The organism is Burkholderia cepacia, assembly GCF_029962485.1.
GTDB lineage: Bacteria > Pseudomonadota > Gammaproteobacteria > Burkholderiales > Burkholderiaceae > Burkholderia.
On the sequence record NZ_CP073638.1, the window covers coordinates 107114 to 128469 of the forward strand.

At 66.2% G+C, this 21356-nt stretch carries 17 protein-coding genes and 1 pseudogene; 10 read left to right on the forward strand and 8 right to left on the reverse strand.

All coding sequences use genetic code 11. The features are described from left to right. The first annotated feature begins 171 nt into the window (after nt 1-171). Entirely contained in the window at nt 172-1716 is a 1545-nt protein-coding gene (locus KEC55_RS17060) for a DUF3138 family protein (protein WP_282508956.1), read from the forward strand. Nucleotides 1717-1802: 86 nt separating this feature from the next. Further along, on the forward strand, nt 1803-3308 hold the full coding sequence (locus KEC55_RS17065) for an agmatine deiminase family protein (RefSeq protein ID WP_282508957.1): 1506 nt from the start codon (nt 1803-1805) through the stop codon (nt 3306-3308). Between the two features lie 61 nt (nt 3309-3369). Here KEC55_RS17065 and KEC55_RS17070 read toward each other — a convergent pair whose 3' ends face one another. Then, a complete protein-coding gene (locus KEC55_RS17070) occupies nt 3370-3699 on the reverse strand; it encodes a YdhR family protein (RefSeq protein ID WP_282508958.1) in 330 nt (109 codons plus the stop codon). A 243-nt stretch (nt 3700-3942) separates the two neighbouring features. Here KEC55_RS17070 and KEC55_RS17075 point away from each other — a divergent pair, with 243 nt between their 5' ends. From KEC55_RS17075 to KEC55_RS17095, 5 genes and pseudogenes are all read left to right on the forward strand, one after another. Next, nucleotides 3943-4254 carry a winged helix-turn-helix transcriptional regulator gene (locus KEC55_RS17075; RefSeq protein ID WP_282508959.1) on the forward strand — a complete coding sequence of 104 codons (312 nt, stop codon included), beginning with the start codon at nt 3943-3945 and terminating at the stop codon, nt 4252-4254. An 83-nt stretch (nt 4255-4337) separates the two neighbouring features. Beyond that, the gene (locus KEC55_RS17080) at nt 4338-5030 is read left to right on the forward strand and encodes an HAD family hydrolase (RefSeq protein ID WP_282508960.1); all 693 of its coding nucleotides are present in this window, start codon (nt 4338-4340) and stop codon (nt 5028-5030) included. Between the two features lie 34 nt (nt 5031-5064). Next, complete coding sequence (locus tag KEC55_RS17085) at nt 5065-6417, forward strand: MFS transporter (protein ID WP_282508961.1); 1353 nt, start codon at nt 5065-5067, stop codon at nt 6415-6417. A gap of 85 nt (nt 6418-6502) precedes the next feature. Continuing rightward, on the forward strand, nt 6503-7699 hold the full coding sequence (locus KEC55_RS17090; RefSeq protein WP_282508962.1) for an alpha/beta hydrolase: 1197 nt from the start codon (nt 6503-6505) through the stop codon (nt 7697-7699). Nucleotides 7700-7758: 59 nt separating this feature from the next. Then, a pseudogene (locus KEC55_RS17095) lies at nt 7759-8727 on the forward strand (D-2-hydroxyacid dehydrogenase family protein); the annotation flags it as partial. A 274-nt stretch (nt 8728-9001) separates the two neighbouring features. On the opposite strand, the gene KEC55_RS17100 reads toward KEC55_RS17095, so the two are convergent. The 4 genes from KEC55_RS17100 to KEC55_RS17115 form a co-directional block, all read right to left on the reverse strand. After that, on the reverse strand, nt 9002-10141 hold the full coding sequence (locus KEC55_RS17100) for a patatin-like phospholipase family protein (RefSeq protein WP_282508963.1): 1140 nt from the start codon (nt 10139-10141) through the stop codon (nt 9002-9004). A gap of 161 nt (nt 10142-10302) precedes the next feature. After that, complete coding sequence (locus KEC55_RS17105) at nt 10303-10764, reverse strand: cupin domain-containing protein (protein ID WP_282508964.1); 462 nt, start codon at nt 10762-10764, stop codon at nt 10303-10305. A gap of 94 nt (nt 10765-10858) precedes the next feature. After that, the gene (locus tag KEC55_RS17110; protein WP_282508965.1) at nt 10859-11200 is read right to left on the reverse strand and encodes a cupredoxin domain-containing protein; all 342 of its coding nucleotides are present in this window, start codon (nt 11198-11200) and stop codon (nt 10859-10861) included. Between the two features lie 19 nt (nt 11201-11219). Beyond that, complete coding sequence (locus KEC55_RS17115) at nt 11220-12164, reverse strand: metallophosphoesterase family protein (protein WP_282508966.1); 945 nt, start codon at nt 12162-12164, stop codon at nt 11220-11222. Nucleotides 12165-12418: 254 nt separating this feature from the next. Here KEC55_RS17115 and KEC55_RS17120 point away from each other — a divergent pair, with 254 nt between their 5' ends. The 3 genes from KEC55_RS17120 to KEC55_RS17130 all read left to right on the forward strand — a co-directional run bounded on the left by KEC55_RS17120 (nt 12419) and on the right by KEC55_RS17130 (nt 17205). After that, complete coding sequence (locus KEC55_RS17120; protein ID WP_282508967.1) at nt 12419-14008, forward strand: inorganic phosphate transporter; 1590 nt, start codon at nt 12419-12421, stop codon at nt 14006-14008. An 81-nt stretch (nt 14009-14089) separates the two neighbouring features. Beyond that, nucleotides 14090-15844, forward strand: a complete 1755-nt coding sequence (locus tag KEC55_RS17125) for an ABC transporter permease (protein WP_282508968.1) — start codon at nt 14090-14092, stop codon at nt 15842-15844. An 11-nt stretch (nt 15845-15855) separates the two neighbouring features. Then, nucleotides 15856-17205 carry an ABC transporter ATP-binding protein gene (locus KEC55_RS17130; protein ID WP_282508969.1) on the forward strand — a complete coding sequence of 450 codons (1350 nt, stop codon included), beginning with the start codon at nt 15856-15858 and terminating at the stop codon, nt 17203-17205. A 50-nt stretch (nt 17206-17255) separates the two neighbouring features. Here the strand turns inward: KEC55_RS17130 and KEC55_RS17135 are convergent, their stop codons facing one another. Genes KEC55_RS17135 through tssF form a run of 3 tightly spaced genes read right to left on the reverse strand, consistent with a single transcriptional unit; the run spans nt 17256 to nt 21327 of the window. Next, nucleotides 17256-18368, reverse strand: a complete 1113-nt coding sequence (locus KEC55_RS17135; protein WP_282508970.1) for an ImpA family type VI secretion system protein — start codon at nt 18366-18368, stop codon at nt 17256-17258. Further along, on the reverse strand, nt 18365-19438 hold the full coding sequence (gene tssG, locus KEC55_RS17140) for a type VI secretion system baseplate subunit TssG (protein WP_282508971.1): 1074 nt from the start codon (nt 19436-19438) through the stop codon (nt 18365-18367). The genes KEC55_RS17135 and tssG overlap by 4 nt, the downstream gene beginning before the upstream one ends. Continuing rightward, nucleotides 19438-21327 (reverse strand): type VI secretion system baseplate subunit TssF, encoded by a 1890-nt coding sequence (gene tssF, locus KEC55_RS17145; RefSeq protein ID WP_282508972.1) that lies wholly within the window; start codon nt 21325-21327, stop codon nt 19438-19440. Before tssF ends, tssG begins: the two co-directional genes overlap by 1 nt. Nucleotides 21328-21356: the final 29 nt, after the last annotated feature.

Here is a 21356-nt window from a genome sequence, read left to right on the forward strand (position 1 = left end):
CCGGGCTGCCTGCACCGATAGCGAGCGGGCGCATTCCTCGAACGCCGCACACCCTGTGAGCCGCCTCGCGCGTCTCGCACGGGCGCGTTCGTGCTCGCGCCAGCCGAACACTTGGCTTCGACAGCCCGGCCAAAGCGGCATTAACCGCAATAAAAAACATGGAGACTTCGTATGAGAAGAAAGCTGATCGGTTTGCTGGTGGCGGGCTGTCTGCCCGGTGTCGCGGCGGCGGACCCCCTGTCTGACCAGATCCGGGCGCTGCAGGCGCAACTCGACGTATTGCAGAAAGAGGTGGCGAGATTGCGGGCGCACGCGTCGGACAGATCCGCAGCCGTCGAGCTTGCGCCAGCACCGATCGATCCGTCGTCGCCTGCCTACGGCAAAGCGCAGGCGGCGCTCACCAACGACGACGTCACGGCCATGAAGCAACAGCTTGCCGTCCAGCAGCTGAAGGTGAACACGCTCGAGGACGCGGCGAATACCGGCCCGATCGCGGGCCTCTCGGTAACGGGCTACATCGATCCGACCTATGTGTACAACCGCGCGCAAGGCGGTTCGTCGTTCCTGTTCGCCAATCACGAAAGTACCGGCGGCTACTTCAACAGCACGTTCGGCGATCTGTACCTGGACATCAAAAAGACCTTCGGTGTCGGGCCGATGGCGCCATCGGCCGAAATCACGCTGATGCCCAATCGAGGCAACGGCATCACGCTGATGCAGAACGAGCATGGTCAGATCGGCAACAACATCCTGAATACGGCGGTCGTCAGTGTGCCGCTCACCGGCACGACGACATTCGTCGCGGGCCTGATGCCCAGCTTCGGCGGCTACGAAGTGCAGCAGTCGAATCAGATGCTCACGCTGACCCACAACCTGCTGTACGACTTTTCCGACCCCGGCAGCTACGTCGGCCTCGGTGCGAATTATACGAAGGGCAACTGGACCTGGAAGTTCCTGCTCGGCAATGAACAGTACCGGACCAATGGCGCCATCACGCAGACGGGGACCAACGCGCTGGGCGATCCGGTCACGACCAGCAACAAGGTACCGACGTTTACCGCACGCGCAGATTACGCATGGTCCAGTGCGCTCGATATCGGCGCGTCGTTCAACATCGGCCGACAGACGTTGCCGAGTGCCGTCAACCCCGCGACCGGTGCCGTGAACTATGGCATCGGCGGCCAGGCGCCCAGTGGATTCGGCGCATTCTTCTTCTCGGAAGCCGATCTGACTTATCAGCTCGCCGACGTTCAGTACAACGCAGAAATCGACTACGGCCAGCAGCAGAATGCCGCGTTCAATGGCGGCCAGGCGCAATGGTATGGCATTTCGCTGCTCGCGCACCGCAAGTTCAGCCTGCCGGGCGTCGGCAGGATGGGCGCGACGCTCCGCTACGACTTCCTCGCCGACAGCAAGAACGGCGGTGGTGGCGGCGGTGTCGCGCTCAACGGGCAGGGGCGCGACCCGTACAACGGCTTCGGTATCGGCGCGGACTGTTTCGCCAATTCGCAGGCAAGCGGTGGCATGGGCCTTCAGTGCAAGGGTTCGAATCGCCAGGACGTCGCGCTCGATCTGCTGTTTTTCCCGACCGCCCAGATCACGGTGAAGGTCGAGTATCGACACGACTGGGCCAATAACAAGGTGTTCCTGCGAAACGACGGCTCGTACAGCAAGAGCAACGACTTGCTCGCGACGCAGTTCATCTACTCGTTCTAGCGCCGGACAACGCGCTGTCGTGCCGGCCGCCGGTAATTCGCCGTCGGTCGGACCTATCCAGTTGGTTCATTGCTTATGGAGATGCCATGAAAAACAAGCGCACCAAACTGTCGTGTGCGGCAACCGGCGAATCGCCGCTCACGCGCCGCGGCTTTATCAAGGGATCGGCGGTGCTGCTCGGCGCGTCGTGGGTGGGCGCGTTGGCGGGATGTGGCGGCGATGATGCGTCGACGAATCCCGCGGCGCTTCGCGCGTCCAGGCGCCAGGCGGCCAATCCTGCGGCGTATCTGCTGCCGGGCGAGGATGCGCCGCACTCGGCGACGTACATGGCATTTGCGTCGGGCTCGGAAGGCATCTGGACACCGCTCACCGCGCAGAGCACCGATGCGGGTATCGACCGCGTTCGTGCCGATCTGATGGACGTCGCGAAGGCGATCGGCACCTACGAGCCGGTCAACATGCTGGTGCTGCCGGTCGACCTGAGTGCCGCGCAGGCGCTGCTGGCGACGGCCAGTGGCGCGAACCCCGCGATCCACGCCAACTACCTGGCGCGCGGAGCCGGCGTGGGCGGCGTCAACCTGATTGCGCTGGCCGATGGCTTCGACGATCTGTGGACGCGCGACACCGGCTGTGTCTTCGTGAAGGATACGGCCAATGGCAATGCATTGTGCGCGGTGAACTTCAACTTCAACGGCTGGGGCAATGCGAACACCGACGGCTTGAACCTCAATGCGGGAATGACGCTGCCGCCTGCCGTTGCCGCGAGCAGCAACAAGTCCAAGGCCGGCAAATTCTTCCAGCCGTTCGCCAATGACCGTACGCTGGCGGGATGGATGGCGCAGGCAAACAACGCGACGCTGATACAGAGTACGTTGACGCTGGAAGGCGGCGCGATCGAATTCGACGGGGAAGCGACGGCGATCCTGACCGAATCCGCCGTGCTGCATGTCAGCCGCAATCCGCAGCTGTTCAATATTCCGGGTGGCGTCGTCGCCAACGCGACACTGCTGCCGACGGCCAAGGACACGGTGCTCGCGGAACTGCAGCGCACGCTCGGCGTGCAGAAGATCATCTGGATTCCCGGAACGGCGATCTTTCCGCAAGGCTGCGGGGCCGGTGGGCAAGGCGGCGCCGCCACGCCGGCAAACGAGACCGACATCACGAACGGGCATGTCGATTTCTACGCGAAGTTTCTTGCTCCGGGCGTCGTCGCGTACTGCTATGACGCGTCGAATTCGATGGGGGAGCGGGCGCTGAGCGAAGCCAACTGGCAGCGCCTGAACAATCTGACGGACGCCAGCGGGCGAACGCTGCAATTGATCGAACTGACGACGCCGGCAAACTACGGGACCTCGAACGGCGTGACGTTGACCACGCGCCAGACGACAAACTTCGCGGCCGGCTACATCAACTTCTACAAATGCAATGGCGCGATCATCATGCCGAAATTCAACGATGCATCGGCCGACTCCGCTGCGCTGACGGCGATCCAGCCGTATGCGGGTTCGCGGGATATCGTTCAGGTCGATATTCTGGGCATTGCGTCAGGGGGCGGCGGCGTGCATTGCGCGACGCGCGAAGTTCCCGCGTAGACGGGCGCTCGGCACAAGCGCAAAGCCGCCCGTCACGGATCGTCCCGGGCGGCAAATCGCTTCAATCGGTCAGTGCGGTCCCCACGATCTCGTACCGCCCTTGCGTCGCATCGACGTGCGCGAGCGTATCGAGCACGCGTATCACGGGCGGGTGGCCGTACACCCGCTCGACCATCGTCTTGTATTCGTCGCCGTGCCAGCGTGCCGCGGCTTCTCGCGTGCGCCACACGTACACGCCGCCGCCTTCGTGCGTGGCCGCGTCGTAAAAGTACCACTTGTGCAGCAGATCCGGGTTCTGCGCCCACTTCGCCGCGGTGCTTTCATAGCGCCTCTTCAACGTGGCGACATCGACGTCGGGTTGCAGCTTGAAGAAGACGATTTCGGTAATCACGCTCAATCCTCCGTCGGAAAATTGCGGAAACGAAACATTCGCGCCCTCGCTCGATTCGGAAGCCGTGCCGCATACGCTTCAAGCGCCTTCGTGGTAGCGTAGGCACCATGCTTTAAAAAGTAAAGCAGAAGCGAGGCTCGATTCACGCCGTTGACTCTGCCCGTCGATTGCTTTAAAAAGTAAAGCATGACGACACCAAGAATCGGACAACGCGTTCGCGGATCGACGACAGGGCGGCCCATCATGGTCGTGCTGGATCTGCTCGGGCGCCGCACGGCGCTTCGCATCCTGTGGGAACTGCGCGGCTCGCCGCTCACGTTCCGTGCATTGCAGGAAGCCTGCGAAACGAATGCGCGCCTGCTCAACACGCGGCTGGCCGAGCTCAAGGCGTCGGGCCTCGTCGAGCACGGAGAGGGCGGTTATTGCATGACCGCCGAAGGCCGGCGGCTCGAAGCGGCGCTGCAGCCGTTGCTGGGGTGGGCAAGACAGTGGGCGAAGCGCGACCCGGACGGCTTGGACGCGGCCGATCGCGAGCAATCCGGTCAGGCGCGCTGATCGTCCGCGCCCGGGTGCGCCTTGCGACATCGTTCCGGGTCACGCGTCGAGCGTGATCCATTTTTTGTTTGCGGAGTCCTTTCATGTCTGTTCGCGCCGTCATCTTCGACTTCGATCTGACGCTGGCGGATTCGTCCGCGGCGATCATCGAATGCACGGAATACGCGTTGCATCAGCTTGGCGCGGCAGGCGCGACGCCGGCGCAGATCGGCGCCGTGATCGGGCTGACGCTGCCGCAGATGTTCCACTCGTTGACGGGCGAAACCGAACCGGCGCGGGCCGACGCGTTCGCACGGCACTTCGTGGCGCGTGCCGACGAGATCATGGTGCCCGGTACGCGCATCTATCCCGAGGTGCCGCTGCTGCTCGCGCAGTTGCGCGAGCAGGGGCTTGCGGTCGCGATCGTATCGTCCAAGTTTCGCTACCGGATCGAGGCGATTCTCGAACGCAACGGTTTGCAGACGCTGGTCGACGTGTTGATCGGCGGGGAAGACGTGCAGCGTCACAAGCCGGATCCCGAAGGGCTCGTGCAGGCACTCGCGCGGCTCGATCTGCCGGCCCGCGCGGCGATCTACGTAGGCGACCATGCGGTGGACGCGCAGGCTGCCGAGCGCGCCGGCGTGCCGTTCGTCGGCGCGGTGACCGGCATGACGTCGTTCGACGCGTGGGCGCGCGCGGGCAAGCAGGCGGTCTCCACGCATATCGGCGAACTGGCCGCGATCGTGCGGCGGATGCAGCGCGAGTCGGGCCAGGCGTCCGGCCCGCACGACGCCTGACGCCGGATTCGGGAGCCGCACGATGCCGCGCCACGTGAACCATCTCCGCTGGAAGATCGTCGCGTTGCTGGTCGCACCGTTGACCTTCGTGATGACGCTCGATCGCGCGGCGATGGCCGTGACCGCGCCGACGATCCAGGGCGAACTCGGCCTGTCGATCGTCGAGATGTCGATGATCCTGACGATCTACTTCTGGGCCTATGCGATCGGCCAGATTCCGGCCGGACGCGCGGCCGAACGCTTCGGGTCGCGCAGCGTGCTGTTCGGCACGAGCACGCTGTGGTCGCTGATGATGATCGTCACGCCGTTCGGCAGTTCGTTCGCCTGGCTGTTCGGTTGCCGGCTGGTGCTCGGCGGCGCGCAGTCGGCCGACTGGTCGAGCAGTGTCGTTGCGCTCAAGCGCTGGTTTCCGGCCGGCGAACGCGCGAAAGGCAACGCGGTGCTGCTCGCGGGGCTGTATCTGGGGCCGATCGTGTCGGCGCCGCTTACGGCCTGGACGATCGTCCATTTCGGCTGGCATGCCGTCTTCTACGGATTCGGTGCGCTCGGCCTGCTGCTCGGCGCAATCTGGTGGTTCTGCTACCGCGATGCGCCGGCGTCGCATCCGCTCATCACCCAGGCCGAAGCCGACTACATCGCGGCCGGCCAGCCGCCCGGCCATACGGCCGTGTCGGGTTCGCTCGTGCGTTGCCTGCGGTTGGGGCGCTTCTGGATCTTCGGCATCCAGTATTTCCTGCTCGTGCTGATCCAGAGCTTCTACACGACGTGGCTGCCGACCTACCTGATGCGCGCGCGCGGACTGTCGCTGAAGGCGATGGGGGTGTATGCGTCGCTGCCGTGGGTTGCCGTGTTCGTGGCGGTATTCGTCGCGGGCGCCGTCAGCGACCGGTTACTGGGGAAAACGGGCTCGATCTACTGGGCGCGCACGCCGGTCGCGATCGCGGGATTCGTCGTGAGCGCACTGGCACTGGTCGCCGCGTCGCGTGCGGAGGCGATGGCCGCGGTCATCGCGCTGCTGTGCCTGTCGTTTGCGGCCGTCGGGTTCGTGCAGGTCGTCGTGTGGTCGGCCGCGCAGGATCTCGGGCGGCCGTTCGCCGGCGTGATGTCGGGCTGGACCAACGTGTGGGGTGCGCTGTCGAACGTCGCGGGCCCGATGGCGCTCGCGCTCGTCGTCAAGGTCACCGGCAGCTGGAGCAGCGGGATGGTCGTGATCGGCGCCGCGGCGGCGTGCGGCGCGGTGCTGTGGCTGTTCGTGCATCCCGAGCGCCCGTTGCTTGCCGTGGCGGCGGGCGGCTTGCCGCCGGCGGCAGGGGGCCGGAACGCGCCACGCGGCGATGCGCGCAAAACCCGGGCCGACGCCGGGCGGGTTTCCGAACCGACCGACTGAGCCGTATTGCGCAACGGCCCGGCAGAGCGCGACGGATTCTGCGACCATCGCCGTTAAAGCGATATCCGCCACTCGATCCGCCGCCATGTCCGTCATTTCCGTTGCCTTTGCAAGCATCCGGCGCTTACGCGTGCTGCCGGTCGCACGCTTCCTGTCGCCCGCGATTCCGCTCGCGGCAGCCATCGGCGTCCTGGGTGGCGCGCACCGGGCCGAAGCCGCGACGCCCACCCAGCGCGAACGTCTCGAGGCGCCGGTGAAGGCCGTCGCCGACCAGCGCTTGACCCTCGACACGCCGCAGGGCAGCGCGATGTTGCCCGTGTACGCCGACCATCCAGTCGACAACGCGGCACCCGACGTCACGCGCGTGTTCATCGTGATTCACGGCACGCTTCGCAACGCCGACGCTTACTACGCGTCGGGGCGCAAGGTCGTCGAGAAGGCCGGCGCGGCTGGCGACGGCACGATGGTTGTCGCGCCGCAGTTCCTGACGCGCGCCGATACGCGGGCGTTCTCGTTGCCCGCATCGACGCTCGCGTGGACCCAGGAAGGATGGAAGGGCGGCGAGCCGGCCCGCCAGCCGGGCCCGATCAGCTCGTTTGCCGCGCTCGACGCGTTGCTCGCGCATTTCGCCGACCGCAGCCTGTATCCGTCTCTGTCGACCGTCGTCGTGATCGGCCATTCCGCCGGCGCGCAGCTGCTGCAGCGCTACGCGGTGGCCGGGCGCGAAGGCGACGCGCTCGCACGTGCCGGCATCGCCGTGCGCTACGTGGTCGCGAACCCGTCGAGCTACCTGTATTTCGACGACGAGCGGCCGAATGCCGACGCGATCGCGGGTGGCACCTGCCCGCGCGCGACGCAATGGAAATACGGGCTGAAGTCGGCGCCGCCTTACGTCGCGTCGCAGGACGTGCGCGAACTCGAAACGCGCTACGTCGCGCGCCATGTCGTGTACCTGCTCGGGCAGGCCGACACGAACCCGTACACGCATTTCATCGACCGTTCGTGCGCGGCGATGGCGCAAGGCCCGTACCGGCTCGCGCGCGGGCTCGCTTATTTCGATTACCTGAAGAAGCGGCACCCGGACGATCTCGCGCAGCAGGTCGTCGAAGTGCCGGGCGTCGGGCATGACGGTCTCGGCATGTTCACGTCCGCTTGCGGGCTGGCCGTGCTGTTCGGGCAGACCTTGCCGCAATCGTGTCCGGTGGTGGCCGGCACCGCGCCGGACGTGCCCGCGCCCGACGAAAACCGATCGATCAGAAAAATGCACGAATCGGCAAGATAAATTCATTTCCCTGTGCGCCGGTTGCGGTTCAGGATGACGGCGTTCCCAGGAGCGCCCCCATGAACATAACGATCCTCGACGATTATTTCGACACGCTGCGCACGCTGCCGAGCTTTGGCAAGCTGGACGGGCATGCAGTCACGATCTGGAACGACCACGTACAGGACGTCGACGCACTGGCCGAACGCCTGCGCGATACGGAGGTGCTGGTGCTGATTCGCGAGCGGACGCAGATTCGCGCGCCGCTCATCGCCCGGTTGCCGAAGCTGCGGCTGATCAGCCAGCGCAGCGTCTATCCGCATATCGACATCGAGGCGTGCACCGCGCACGGCGTGGTCGTGTCGTCGAACCAGCACGCAGGCACGCCGTCCCATGCGGCCGCCGAACTCACATGGGGCCTCGTGCTGGCCGCGATGCGCCAGATTCCGCAGCAGATGCGTGCGTTGCAGGCCGGCAACTGGCAGATCGGCGTCGGACGCACGTTGCGCGGGCGTACGCTGGGCATTTACGGCTATGGCCGGATCGGTGCGGAGGTCGCGCGATACGGCGCCGCGTTCGGGATGAACGTGCTGGTCTGGGCGAGCGAAGCGTCGCGGCAGCGCGCACGCGACGACGGCTGGCGTACGGCGCCGGACAAACGCACATTCTTCGAAACCTGCGACGTGCTTTCGCTGCACATGCGGCTCGTGCCGGCCACGCGTGGCATCGTGACGGCCGAGGATCTGGCGCGGATGAAGCCCGACGCGCTGCTGGTGAACACGAGCCGCGCGGGCCTCGTCGCACCGGGTGCGCTCGAAGCGGCATTGCAGGCCGGCCGGCCCGGGATGGCGGCGGTCGACGTGTACGAGACGGAGCCGCTGCGTGACCCGCAGCATCCGTTGCTGCGTATGCCCAATGTCGTGTGCACGCCGCATATCGGCTACGTGACCGAAGACGAATACGAAACGCAATTCTCCGATGTGTTCGACCAGATCGTGTCCTATGCGGCCGGGCAGCCGATCCACGTGGTCAACCCGGACGTGCTCGCGCGTGAAGCCGCGTCGATCGAGCCGCTGATCCTCGACCTGCTCGAATGGATCGGCCCCGGCGCGCGGCCGTACGACGAGGTGATCGACGCATGGCGCACATCGTGCCCGCGCCTGCCGGTGTGGGAAGAGGCGTGCGCGCGCGGCTACGTGGTACGCCACCATGCGCCGGGCGGCGTGGCGGAGGTCGAAGTGAGCGAAGCCGGCCGCGCCCATGTCCGGGCTGCGCGCGCCTGACCGTGTTGGGGGGCAGGCGCGCGGCGGCGCCACCCGCGCGTCATGCCGTTTTTCCGGCGACCGGCGCGGCGTCCGGATCGAACACCGTCAAGCCTTCCGTCGGGTCCGTCGGCAAGTCCCACGGACGCGCGGCGATCGCCCGTTTCGCCGCGTCATAGCCGGCCTGCCGGCGCGCCGCGATGCCGGCCGGCGTGAAATCGATGTCCTTCAACTGGTTGTCGCTGGCGAGGCGCGGCGCCGCGAGCTTGACCAGGTGCATCGTCGTCTCGCATCCCCACGCGGCGAGCCGGCGCACGGCCGGCGACGCGCGTTCGGCTTCCGGCACGTGCCGGACCAGTTCGCGGATCACGTGGCGCAGCCGGTGAATCTGTTGCTGGCGCGCGATGTGGCTGTCGGTGCGGCTCGCGTACTGGATGTCCTTCTGCCGTTCCGACACTTGCCAGATGCTCTCGGGTTCGGGGCCCGCCGGATTCCACATCTGCACCGAGAAGATGATCGAGCTGCGGCGCGGGTTGTCGTCGAGCACGACCTCGACCGGCGTATTCGAATACACACCGCCGTCCCAGTACGGCTCGCCGTCGATCCGTATCGCCGGAAACGCGGGCGGCAGCGCGCCCGAACTCATGATGTGCTCGATCCCGAGCCGCGTGTCGCGCGAATCGAAATAGCGCATCGTGCCCGTGCATGCGTTGACCGCGCTGACGGTCAGGCGCGGATGGCCCGCGTTCAGCAGGGCGGGATCGATCAGCGACGCGAGCGTGTCGCGTAGCGGCGCGATCCTGTAGTACGACGCGCGATCGACGCCGAGGCGCGCCATCGGCCCGAGCCACGACGCCGGGTTGGGCTGGAAGAATCCCGCGATGCCGCCGCCGATGATCATCAGCTCGGCCAGTGTCCGGTCCCAGCCGGGCAGCAGCGGCGAGACGTCGAAACGGGTCCGCTCGGTCACGCGATGCCAGAACGCCGACAGCTTGTCGTAGCGCCGTTCCGGTGGATTTCCGGCGATCAGCGCCGCGTTGATCGCGCCGATCGACGTGCCGACCACCCAGTCGGGCCGGATCCCGGCTTCGTCCATCGCCTGGAAGACGCCGAGCTGGAACGCGCCCAGTGCGCCGCCGCCCTGGAGCACGAGCACGACTTGCCCGGGGAGGTCCATTCGTGCCGGCTGGCTCGCGGTCATGGCTGCCTCGCTGCGTGTGACGGTGGGTCGGATCCGAACAGTTCGATTCAGTTTAGGCGATCGACGGCGCGGGGCCGCCCGCCATGCAATGGCGCGCGGTGTCGACTTTGGCCGATGCTTCCGACCCTTTGACGCGGCCGGCCGCCGGCGGGCGTCACGCGTCAGGCATCCGGGTAGGGCGTGCCGTCCTTGTGCAGGAACCGGCCGTCGCGGCTCGGGCTCATCATGTCGATGTCCGCGCAGGTGATCACGTCGTCCGGCGAACGCGAGCCCACCTCGAGATAGACGGCGAGCGCGTCCGACCGGTTGAGCAGGTGATGACCGTTGCCCGAGTTTTTCGGAAACGCCGCGCAGTCGCCTGCGCGCAGCACGGTCTCGCCGCCGTCCTCGATCATCACGAGTTCGCCTTCGAGCACATAGACGAATTCGTCCTCGTCGGAATGCCAGTGGCGCTGGGCCGACCAGCCGCCGGGCGGCACGCGCATCAGGTTGACGCCGAAATCACGCAGCCCGCCGGCGTCGCCGAGACGCTGGCGGACGCGCTGCGCGCACGGCGCGTCGAACGGCCGCGGATAGCCGCTACCGCGGCGCTCGGGCACGGTGCTGAGATCGATCCTGGGCATGGGCGGCTCCGTCTGCCACGCGGGCGAATGGGACGGTGGCCATTGTAGGCGGCCGCCGCCCTCCGTTCGTCCGCGTTTTGCGTAGCGGGCCGCGTCATTCGACGGTGATCGTCTCCTTCATGTACGGGTGAATCCCGCAGAACACCTTGTAGACGCCCGGTTTGTCGAAGCGGAACGAGTACGTGTCGCCCTGGTCGAGCGCCGACGAGTGAAAGATGCCGGCGTCGTTGACGACGGTGTGCGGTTCCCCGTCGAGGTTCTTCCACGTGATCGTCGTGCCGGCCTTGATCGTGGTCGACATCGGCGAAAACATGAAATTGCGGATCGTCACGAGCGTGCCGTCCGGACCCTGCGCGAACGCGGCGAGCGGCGTGCCGGCGGCCGCCGCGCACAGGATCAGCGTCGCGACGATTCGGGATGGCTTGAAGCGGATCATGTCGGTCTCCTTATATTGATCAGGCCAGCGTCGCGTCGTGCAGCGACGACGCGACCGGATGGCCGGCGAATTCGACGGTCGTCACGCCGAGCATCGACGGCAGCCGGTCATGCGGCACCGTGAGCGGCACGGGGCCCGGGCCATTGCCGGCCGTCGGCTGCGGGAACGCGGTGGAGCGCGCGGTGTGGAACGTCACGTTGCCTTCGACTTTCGACACGATCTGGTGGATGTGTCCGTTCAGCACGGTGACCGAGCCGAAGCGGCGCAGCAGAGCCATCGTCTGCGGCGCGTCGCCGGTGCCCCAGCCCCACGGTTCGTAGATGGTCCACATCGGCATGTGCGAGAACACCACGATCGGCGTGCTCGACGAGCGCCCCTTCAGGTCCTGCGCGAGCCACGCGAGCTGTTCGTCGCCGAAGCTGCCGAGCCCGTTCGGCTTGAAATGCATCACGTTGACGAGGCCGATGAAATGCACGCCCGCATGATCGAAGCTGTAATAGCCGCGGTTGTCCGACGCCTTGCCGAACCGGCCGAAATATTCGGCGCCCGAACCATCGGTGACGTCGTGTTCGCCGGGCACCGTGTGCAGCTCCGGCACGCGCAGCGCGGACAGCAGCTGCGATGCGTGGTCGAATTCCTCGGGCTTGGACAGGTGCGTGATGTCGCCCGTATGGATGGCCAGCGCGGGCATCGCGGGCATCCCGTTGACGAGATCGATCGTCTGCTTCAGCGTGGCCGATACGTCGGGATTCGCGTCCTTGTTGAAGCCGATGTGCGTGTCGCTGATCTGCACGAACAGCGGCTTGCCCGCATCGGCCGGGCGCGCGTCGCCGGTCTGCGCGAGCGCGAGATCGAACGGCGTCAGGATGCCGCCCGACAGCGTAAACAGCGTGCCGAGGCCGCCGAAGGCCATGCATTGCAGGGCTTTGCGGCGTGACGGGCGGGTAGGGGTCGATGAAGACATGTGAGCCTCGCAATCGTGTGACGAAACCGGACGGCCGGATCGTCCTGGAATAAGCCGGCGCCTTCGCATGCCATACCGGCGAAGCGGCGGATTTATTCCCGCGCGTTACAAGGTCGAACACCCGTGTGTGCTGCCTGCGGGGCGATGCGCGACTCCTGGAGGATGACCTGTCAATGTCTTGTAAGTGACACGTCACATTTGCGTCACGGCCGCCCGATAGCCTGCCACTCCGAATCACCTCTCCGGAGCCCTTCATGCCGAATCTCGCGGCAACGGAAACCAGCAGCGCGGCCAGCAACCGCACGCGCACCATCAGCCTCGCGCTGTTTTTTCTGATCATTGCCTGCGGCATCGTCTATGTCGGCGTTCATCTCAGTGCCGATCTCAGCCCCGTCAAGGAAAGCTCGGTCCTCCCGTTTCTGCTGCTGATCGTCGCGTTGCTGATCGCGCTCGGCTTCGAATTCGTGAACGGTTTTCACGACACCGCGAACGCGGTCGCGACCGTCATCTATACGCATTCGCTCGATCCGCACCTCGCGGTCGTCTGGTCGGGCCTGTGGAACCTGTGCGGCGTGCTCGTGTCGAGCGGCGCCGTCGCGTTCGGCATCCTGCAGTTGCTGCCGGTCGAGCTGATCCTGCAGGTCGGCAGCGGTTCGGGCTTCGCGATGGTGTTCGCGTTGCTGATCGCGGCCGTCACGTGGAACCTCGCGACCTGGTATTTCGGCCTGCCGTCGTCGAGCTCGCACACGCTCGTCGGCTCGATCATCGGCGTCGGCCTGATGAACCAGATCGTCAGCGGCCCGTCGGGCACGAGCGGCGTCGACTGGAACCAGGCGCTCGGCGTCGGCAAGGCGCTGCTGTTCTCGCCGCTGATCGGCTTCGTGCTGTCCGCGCTGGTGCTGTTGTTGCTGAAGGCGCTCGTGCGCGTGCCGGCGCTGTACCAGGAGCCGAAGGGCAACAAGCCTCCGCCGTTCTGGATTCGGCTGCTGCTGATCCTGACCTGCACGGGCGTGTCGTTCGCGCACGGCTCGAACGACGGTCAGAAGGGCATGGGCCTGATCATGCTGATCCTGATCGGCGTGATGCCGACTGCGTATGCACTGAACAAGGCCGTGACGCCGGACCAGACGAGCACCTTCGTCGCGGTTGCGCGCCATGCGTCGACGACGCTCGTCAAGTACGCGGACCCGGCCGTGCAGTCCGCCAATCCGCGTGCCGATGTCGAAGCGTACGTGCGCACGCACAAGCTGACGCCCGTGACGATTCCCGCGCTCGGCAAGCTCACCGACACGATCGCCGACCAGGTCGCACAGGCCGGCGGCATCTCGAGCGTGCCGCAGAACCTCGTCGACAACGTGCGCAACAACATGTACGTCGCGTCCGAGGCGATCCGCCTGATGGAGAAGGCGAAGGCGCCGGCGTTCTCGGTCGAGGACGCGAGCGCGCTCGAAGCGTTCAAGAAGCAGATGGACCGCGCGACGAAATTCATCCCGACCTGGGTGAAGGTCGCGGTCGCGATTGCACTCGGCCTCGGCACGATGGTCGGCTGGAAGCGGATCGTCGTGACGGTCGGCGAGAAGATCGGCAAGTCGCATCTCACGTACGGACAGGGCGCGTCGGCCGAAGCCGTTGCGATGCTGACGATCGGCATGGCCGACGCGTACGGGCTGCCGGTGTCGACGACGCACGTGCTCGCGTCCGGCGTGGCCGGCACGATGACGGCGAGCGGCGCGGGCCTGCGCTGGGATACCGTGCGCAACCTCGTGCTCGCGTGGGTGCTGACGCTGCCCGCATCGATCGCGCTGTCGGCTGCGTTGTACTGGGCGCTGCACGGGCTGTTCTGATTCGCGCCGGGGGGCGCGACGCCCGGCCGCGCGGGACGCGGCCGGACCCATCGACTTTCAATTCGACACAAGACGCTACCGATGGATCTCAGTTTCTTCGACCCGAACCGCACCGCCAACGCGTCCGCGTGGCGCGTGCTCCCCAATCGCTGGGACGCCGTCGCGTTTCCGCTGATCATCGGCATACTCGCGATGGCGATCGTCGGTTTTCACCAGACGATGGCGCCGATCGGCGTACTGCAGACGCAGAAGATCTCGCTCGATCCGTGGAACCTGCCTGAATACGCGCTGCGCACCACGCTGCGGATGCTCGCCGCGATGGTCGCGTCGCTCGTGTTCACGCTCGTCTACGGCACGCTCGCGGCCAAGAGCCGCCGCGCGGGCATGGTGCTGATCCCGATCCTCGACATCCTGCAGTCGGTGCCGGTGCTCGGCTATATCTCGTTCACCGTCACGTTCTTCCTCGCGCTGTTTCCGGGCCGCGTGCTCGGCGCCGAGCTCGCGGCGATCTTCGCGATCTTCACGAGCCAGGCGTGGAACATGACGTTCAGCTTTTATCAGTCGCTGCGCACGGTGCCGCGCGACCTGAGCGAAGTGTCACGCGGCTTCCACCTGACGCAGTGGCAGCGCTTCTGGAAGCTCGAAGTGCCGTTCTCGATGCCGGGCCTGATCTGGAACATGATGATGTCGATGTCGGGCGGCTGGTTCTTCGTCGTCGCGTCGGAGGCGATCACCGTCGGCAACCAGACGATCACGCTGCCGGGCATCGGCGCGTATCTCGCGCAGGCGATCTCGGACAAGAACCTCGGCGCGGTCGGCTGGGTGATCGTCGCGATGTCGGTCGTGATCCTGGCCTATGACCAGTTCCTGTTCCGTCCGCTCGTCGCCTGGGCCGACAAGTTCCGGATGGAGAACACCGCGTCGGGCGATGCGCCGCAATCGTGGCTGCTCGACATGATGCGCCGCACGCACCTGATCCATCAGCTGCTCGTGCCGGCCGGCTGGCTTCTGTCGCAGGCTGCGCGGATTCCGCTGCGCCTGCCGTCGATGAAGGGCACGCGCTCGCGCGGCGCGACGTCGCGCCGTTCGTCGCGCATCGGCGACATCGTGTGGGGCGCGTTCGTGATCCTGCTGACGGCGTACGTCGCGTGGCGCGTCGTCAGCTTCGTTGCGACCGGCGTGACGATGGGCGAGGTCGGGCACGTGCTCGTGCTCGGGCTCATCACGCTGCTGCGCGTGCTGGTGCTGATCGCGATCGCGTCGGTGATCTGGGTGCCGCTCGGCGTGCTGATCGGGTTGCGCCCGAAGCTGGCCGAGAAGATCCAGCCGCTCGCGCAGTTCCTCGCGGCGTTCCCGGCGAACCTGCTGTTCCCGGTGTTCGTGATCGTGATCGTGCGTTTCCACCTGAACGCGGACATCTGGCTGTCGCCGCTGATCGTGCTCGGCACGCAGTGGTACATCCTGTTCAACGTGATCGCCGGCGCGATGTCCTATCCGAACGACTACAAGGAAGCGACGAAGAATTTCCGCATCCGCGGCTGGCAGTGGTGGCGGCAGGCGATCCTGCCGGGCATCTTCCCGTACTACGTGACCGGCGCCATTACCGCGTCGGGCGGCGCGTGGAACGCGAGCATCGTGTCGGAGTTCGTGCAGTGGGGCGACACGAAGGTCGTCGCGCACGGCCTTGGCGCGTACATCGCGCAGACCACCGCCGCCGGCGATTTTCCGAAGATCATCCTGGGCATCGCCGTGATGTCCCTGTTCGTTACCCTGTTCAACCGTCTGCTGTGGCGTCCGATGTACGCCTACGCGGAATCCCGGCTCCGTCTCGATTGAGAGTAAGCGCGATGCAACAAAATTCGACCGTTATCAACGCACCCGCCAAGACGTCCCAGCCGCTGCAGCCGCCGCGTCTCGGCGAAGAAATCCTGCGCGTCGAGCACGTGAACCGCGGCTTCAACAAGTCGCAGGGCGAACTGCTCGTGCTCGACGATGCGAACCTGTCGCTACGCGAAGGCGAGATCGTCGGCCTGCTCGGCCGTTCCGGCTCGGGCAAGTCGACGCTGCTGCGGATCATCGCCGGCCTGATCGAGCCGACCGGCGGCGAAGTGACCTACCTCGGCAAGCCGCTGAGCGGCCCGGCCGAAGGCGTCGCGATGGTGTTCCAGACCTTCGCGCTGTTCCCGTGGCTGACCGTGTTGCAGAACGTGGAAGCCGGCCTCGAAGCGCTGGGCGTCGGCGCACGCGAGCGGCGCGAACGTGCGCTTGCCGCGATCGACCTGATCGGTCTCGACGGCTTCGAGAACGCGTATCCGCGCGAACTGTCGGGCGGGATGCGCCAGCGCGTCGGCTTTGCGCGCGCGCTCGTCGTCGACCCGACGATCCTGCTGATGGACGAGCCGTTCTCGGCGCTCGACGTGCTGACGGCCGAGACGCTGCGTACCGACCTGCTCGACCTGTGGACGCAAGGCCGCATGCCGATCAAGTCGGTGCTGATCGTCACGCACAACATCGAGGAAGCCGTGTTCATGTGCGACCGGATCCTCGTGTTGTCGTCGAATCCGGGCCGCGTGATCGCCGAGATCAAGGTGCCGTTCAAGCATCCGCGCAACCGGCTCGACACCGATTTCCGCAAGCTCGTCGACGACATCTACGCGAAGATGACCGCGCGCCAGACCAACGAGGCGACGAAGAAGGGGCTCGAACTCGGCAGCTGGATGCCGCGCGTATCGACCAACCTGATGGCCGGCCTGATCGAGACGCTTGCGATGGCGCCGTACCACGGCCGCGCGGACATGCCGGAAATCGCGCGCACGCTGCATCTGGAAGTGGACGAACTGTTCCCGATCGCCGAAGTGCTGCAGTACCTCGGTTTCGCGGACGTGCGCGAAGGCGACGTGTTCCTGACGCCGCCCGCGCGCGTGTTCGCGGAGTTCGGCACGCAGGAGCGCAAGCTGATGTTCGCCGATCATTTGCTGAAGCATGTGCCGCTGGCGGCGCGGATCCGGAAGGTGCTCAACGAGCGTCCGGGCCATCGTGCGCCGCGCGTGCGCTTCGAGCAGGAGCTGGAGGATTTCCTGTCGGACGAAGCGGCCGAGGAAACGCTCGACGCGGTGATCGACTGGGGCCGCTACGGCGAAGTCTTTTCGTACAACGACAAGACGGAAGTGTTCAGTCTCGAGGATGTCGAGAGCTGATCGCCGAGTGCGCATCGCATCTCGTCACGCAGGGTCGTGACGAGATGCCCTCACGAGCCGTCTGCTTCTTCCCACTGAGCGAGCAGCTCCGCAGGGATGGCCTTGACGACATCGACATAGCGTTTCCCGACGAATTGTTCGGCGCGTTTGAGCAGCACTGGAATGGGGCTGCTTGGTTCGTTCGTCTCGAACCAGCGGCGTGCCGCGCAAATCAACGTCAACGCTGCCTGTCGGTCGGTCGGCGCAATGGGCGCGGGCGTGGCAGCGAGTGTGGAGAAAACGGCGCGCTCGCTGTTGCCCCGAACCGACAAGGTCGCCGCCTCGGCGGGCACCGGTTGCGCGTTTGCACTGTTATCCAGGTGTTCTGCCACAGGCACGGTGTCCGACCGGGTTTCGACCTGCGGTTCGCTTGCTTGAAAGAGCCGGAGCAGGCGGATCAACGGGGAAAAATCCGGTAGATACGTGTCGAGGTGCGTCGCGCACCAGGTATCGATGGCAGAGAGGCTCGTGATCGCGTCGTGGAAGGCCCTTATCGTCGACGGCTGCTGTTCGCGCAGGTTCTGCAACTGCAGCGCGACCGAGTCGGGCGCGAGCGCATCGACCGGACGCGGATGCGCGAATGCACGCTCGACGTCGCGTACCTGCAGCCGGGTGGCGGTCGATCGGGTCAGGACGATTTCCCGCACATCGGCCAGCAACCCTTCCGGATCCGACAGCGCTTGCAATGCGTTCATACGCATCTCCAGCGCGGCATGGCGATCGTTGTCGGCATCGGCCTGTGGATGGAGCTGCTCTGGAAATGCCTGCAACCAGGCCGCCAGTAGCCGCGTTCCATCCGCAAGACCTGCCACGCCGCCCAGGCGCGTGCGGCAGCGCGTATGCAGCACGGCGACGCGCATGTCCTTCGTCCGCGTCATCAGCCGCCGGCTGTCTCGCTCGATCTCGCTCCAGTTGAGCGGATCGGGCGAACCGACGAAGTCGCCGTATTGCACATCCTGCCTGGGCGCGGCGCCGGCAAACAGCACCACGAAATCATGGTCGTATTCGAGATCCGGGCCGCACGGCGCCCTATCGCTCAATGGCGCGAGCCAGTCCTCATGCGGCGTATCCGCGACGGCCGCCCGGCCGGGCTTGCTTTGCGTGGTAGACAATTTCCTGCTCATGGTCGATGTTCGGAGGCCATATCGCGGCGATTGAAATGGCGTGCATGGCGTTCGGGATCGAAGCGCATGCCGGTGATCGGCTTGTCGGGCGTGGGGCGGCCCAGCCAGCCGGACCAGCCCATCCGCTGCCGGCCACCCATCACGGCCGCCGGCGCGCTCTCGGGCTTGATGCGAAGCTCGAGTTCCCATTCGAGCTCGTGACCGACGAATGCCCGCACCCACTCGACGAGGCGCGGCAGGTCTTCGCCTTGCGGTGTGAAGCGCAGGTACGCGTCGAGATCGACGGGGCCGATCACGATGCGGAACCGGTGCTGGCAGTCGGGAGCGACGCGCCCGAGCACCGCGCCGCGACCCATCGTCGCGGCGGCGCCCGGGTAGCCCATGCGCCCGCAGTCGACCGGATCGATTTCGATCCAGTGAAAGACGTTTTCCTCGACGGCGACCGGGACGCCGAAATAATGTTCGAGCGTGGCGCGCAGCCCGTCCGGATTGCGCGATTCTCGAACGAGATGGGCCGAGGCGGCCAGACGCGCATGCGACGGAAGGGAGCGTCGGCCGATCTCGCCGATGTCCTGCCCGACAAGGCTGGCGACATAGAACGAGAACTGCTCGTCGTGTTTCCGGTCGAGGCCTGCCGCCGCCTGTGCGGACGCCCATGCCCGATAGAACAGGGTGAAGAACCGGTGATGGAAGATGTCGAAGAAGTCGACCGTGGTCGTGTCGCGGCGGCTGCTTTCCCGATCCTTCGCGATTTCGGTCACGTGGACGGGGAGTGGACCGTTGGGTCCCAGCATGCCGAGGCCGAACAGCCGCACCTTGAGTCGCCCGGCCGTCTCGTGTGCGCTGGCGATTTCCCGCGGCGCGAAGGCCAGGCTCGGCTGCTGGCCCAGCCTGAACGGTTCGGCCTGCGGGCGGCGGGCGGTGCCGACCGGATCGATCGCGGGGTTCGCGCCGATCCGCCGCAGCAACGACAGGAACCCGAAATGCCAGGGTTCGGCCTGCAGGGAGTCGAGCAACTCGGGCGACAGCGCGTTGTCGCGCAGCAGCGCGGGGAGCGTGGCGCGCTTCATCACAGGGCTCCGCGCGTGCCGGTGCGTGCCGGCCAGCGCGCGATCCGGCCGCGTTGCATCGAGTGCAGCTCCGTCTGCGTGAAGCTGTTGATCGACACGTGCCGCGCGAGCCAATGTTCGAGGATCGTGCCGAAAAGATAGGGGCTCACGCCCGAGAAGCCAGTCTCGTCGACCGTCAACACGCATTCGATGCCGCGGCCGAAGGTCATCGGGCCGGTTCCCGGCAGCTTGCGCGTCACGGCACGCGTTTTCGCTCCCACAAGGCTTTCGACCTGCCGGCCTTGTCCGGCGTCGCCATCCACGAGATACAGGCGCAACAGGTCGCGCAGGCCTTGTCCGCCCTCCCGGTGATCGAGCGCTTCGAGCGGCAGATAGTTGAAGTTCAGCTGGCGGATCAGGCGCCACGCCATTTCCCGCTCGGCATAAGGCGGCAACGGTGCGCTCGGCGGGCGGATCAGGCCGATGCTGTCGACCGGCGCGGATTGCGCGGTCTCAAGGTCGTGCACGCCGTCGCGCGGCACGAGCGTGGCGAGATCGCGGTTCGTCAACAGCGCCTCGATCGACAGGAAGCGGATGTTTTCGCCATACGGCGCCGCGGCCTGGTCGACGAGCGAGAGAAACACCTCCGTCCCCACGTACGGCGTGCGCGTCCCGTAGAGGCGCGCCGAATCGGATAGCAGGCGCCGCTCGCGCCGCATCGAAAAATAGCGGCCGTGGTTGCCTTCGTCGTTGTTCAGCGTCTGATAGAGTGGCCGGAACTCGAGTTCGGAGGACGTTGCGGCGACCTGCCCGTAGACGGCGCTGACCGAGAACACCTCGTAGTCGAGCGGTGTGAGTCGAGCCGGTACCAGATGGAATTCGGTGTCGCGCTGCGAGATCTCGACCCGGTCGGTATGCTTGCGGAACAGATTGATGACGGGCGTGCAGAAGAGCGCGAAGCGCGACGCATCGACAAGATTGGCGAGCGGCCCGGGCGCCCGGTCGAGCAGGACGACGATCTCGACTTCTCGACCGTCGACGCGTGAGAACCCTTCGGCAAGGCCGTTCAACGCAAAGAACCAGAACCGTGCGGGGCAGGCAAAGTACTCGTGCAGCAGGTTGTGCCCGTGGAACTTGGCCCAGTTGAGCGGCAACAGGCTTTGATCGGTGGCCAGACCCTCGTGCTCGACCGCATTGTCGGTGACGGCCGCGGGCGGGCGGCCCGGTGTGCCGAACTCGCCGGGCGCACCGATCACGGAGGCGATACCGCCCGCATGCAGCAATTCGAACAGATGCGACGCGACCTGTTCGTCGCCGGCCAGATAGACCGGAAGCCGGTCGAGTCCTTTCAGGTCGGCGATCCGCATGTTGCCGGTGGTCGCGAGCCGGAGCCGCAGGGCCCCGCGCACTTGCGTATCGGGCAGGCTGTAACGTTCCAGCGCCGGGATGTCTGGCGGAATGCCGGTCAGCCGCGCTTCGGTGATCGTGAGCGGCCACAGCGTGACGTCCTGTCCGCTCGTGAACTGGCAGGCCGTGCGCTCGCCATCGGGAACCCGCGCGGTGAACGCGGTCCCGCGCGCAAGGCGATAACCGTTGGCGAGACTACCTTCCGACTGCCCGGGATACAGGCGAGCGATCGAGATCGACGGGGTCGGCGCGACGTAATTCGGATAGATGACCTCGAGCAGCCGCTCGGTGAAACGCGGAAATTCCGCATCGAGCTTGATCTGCATGCGCGCCGCCATGAAGCTGAACGATTCGATCAGGCGTTCGACATAAGGGTCGGCCACTTCGCCGGCCTGCATGCCGAGCCGACGCGCGATCTTCGGATGCGCATGCGCGAACTCGGCGGCGAGCTCGCGCATGTAGATGAGTTCCTGGTTGTAGTAATCGAGCAGTCGCGGGTCCATCGGGAAGGCCTCGTTAGGGTCGTGGTGTG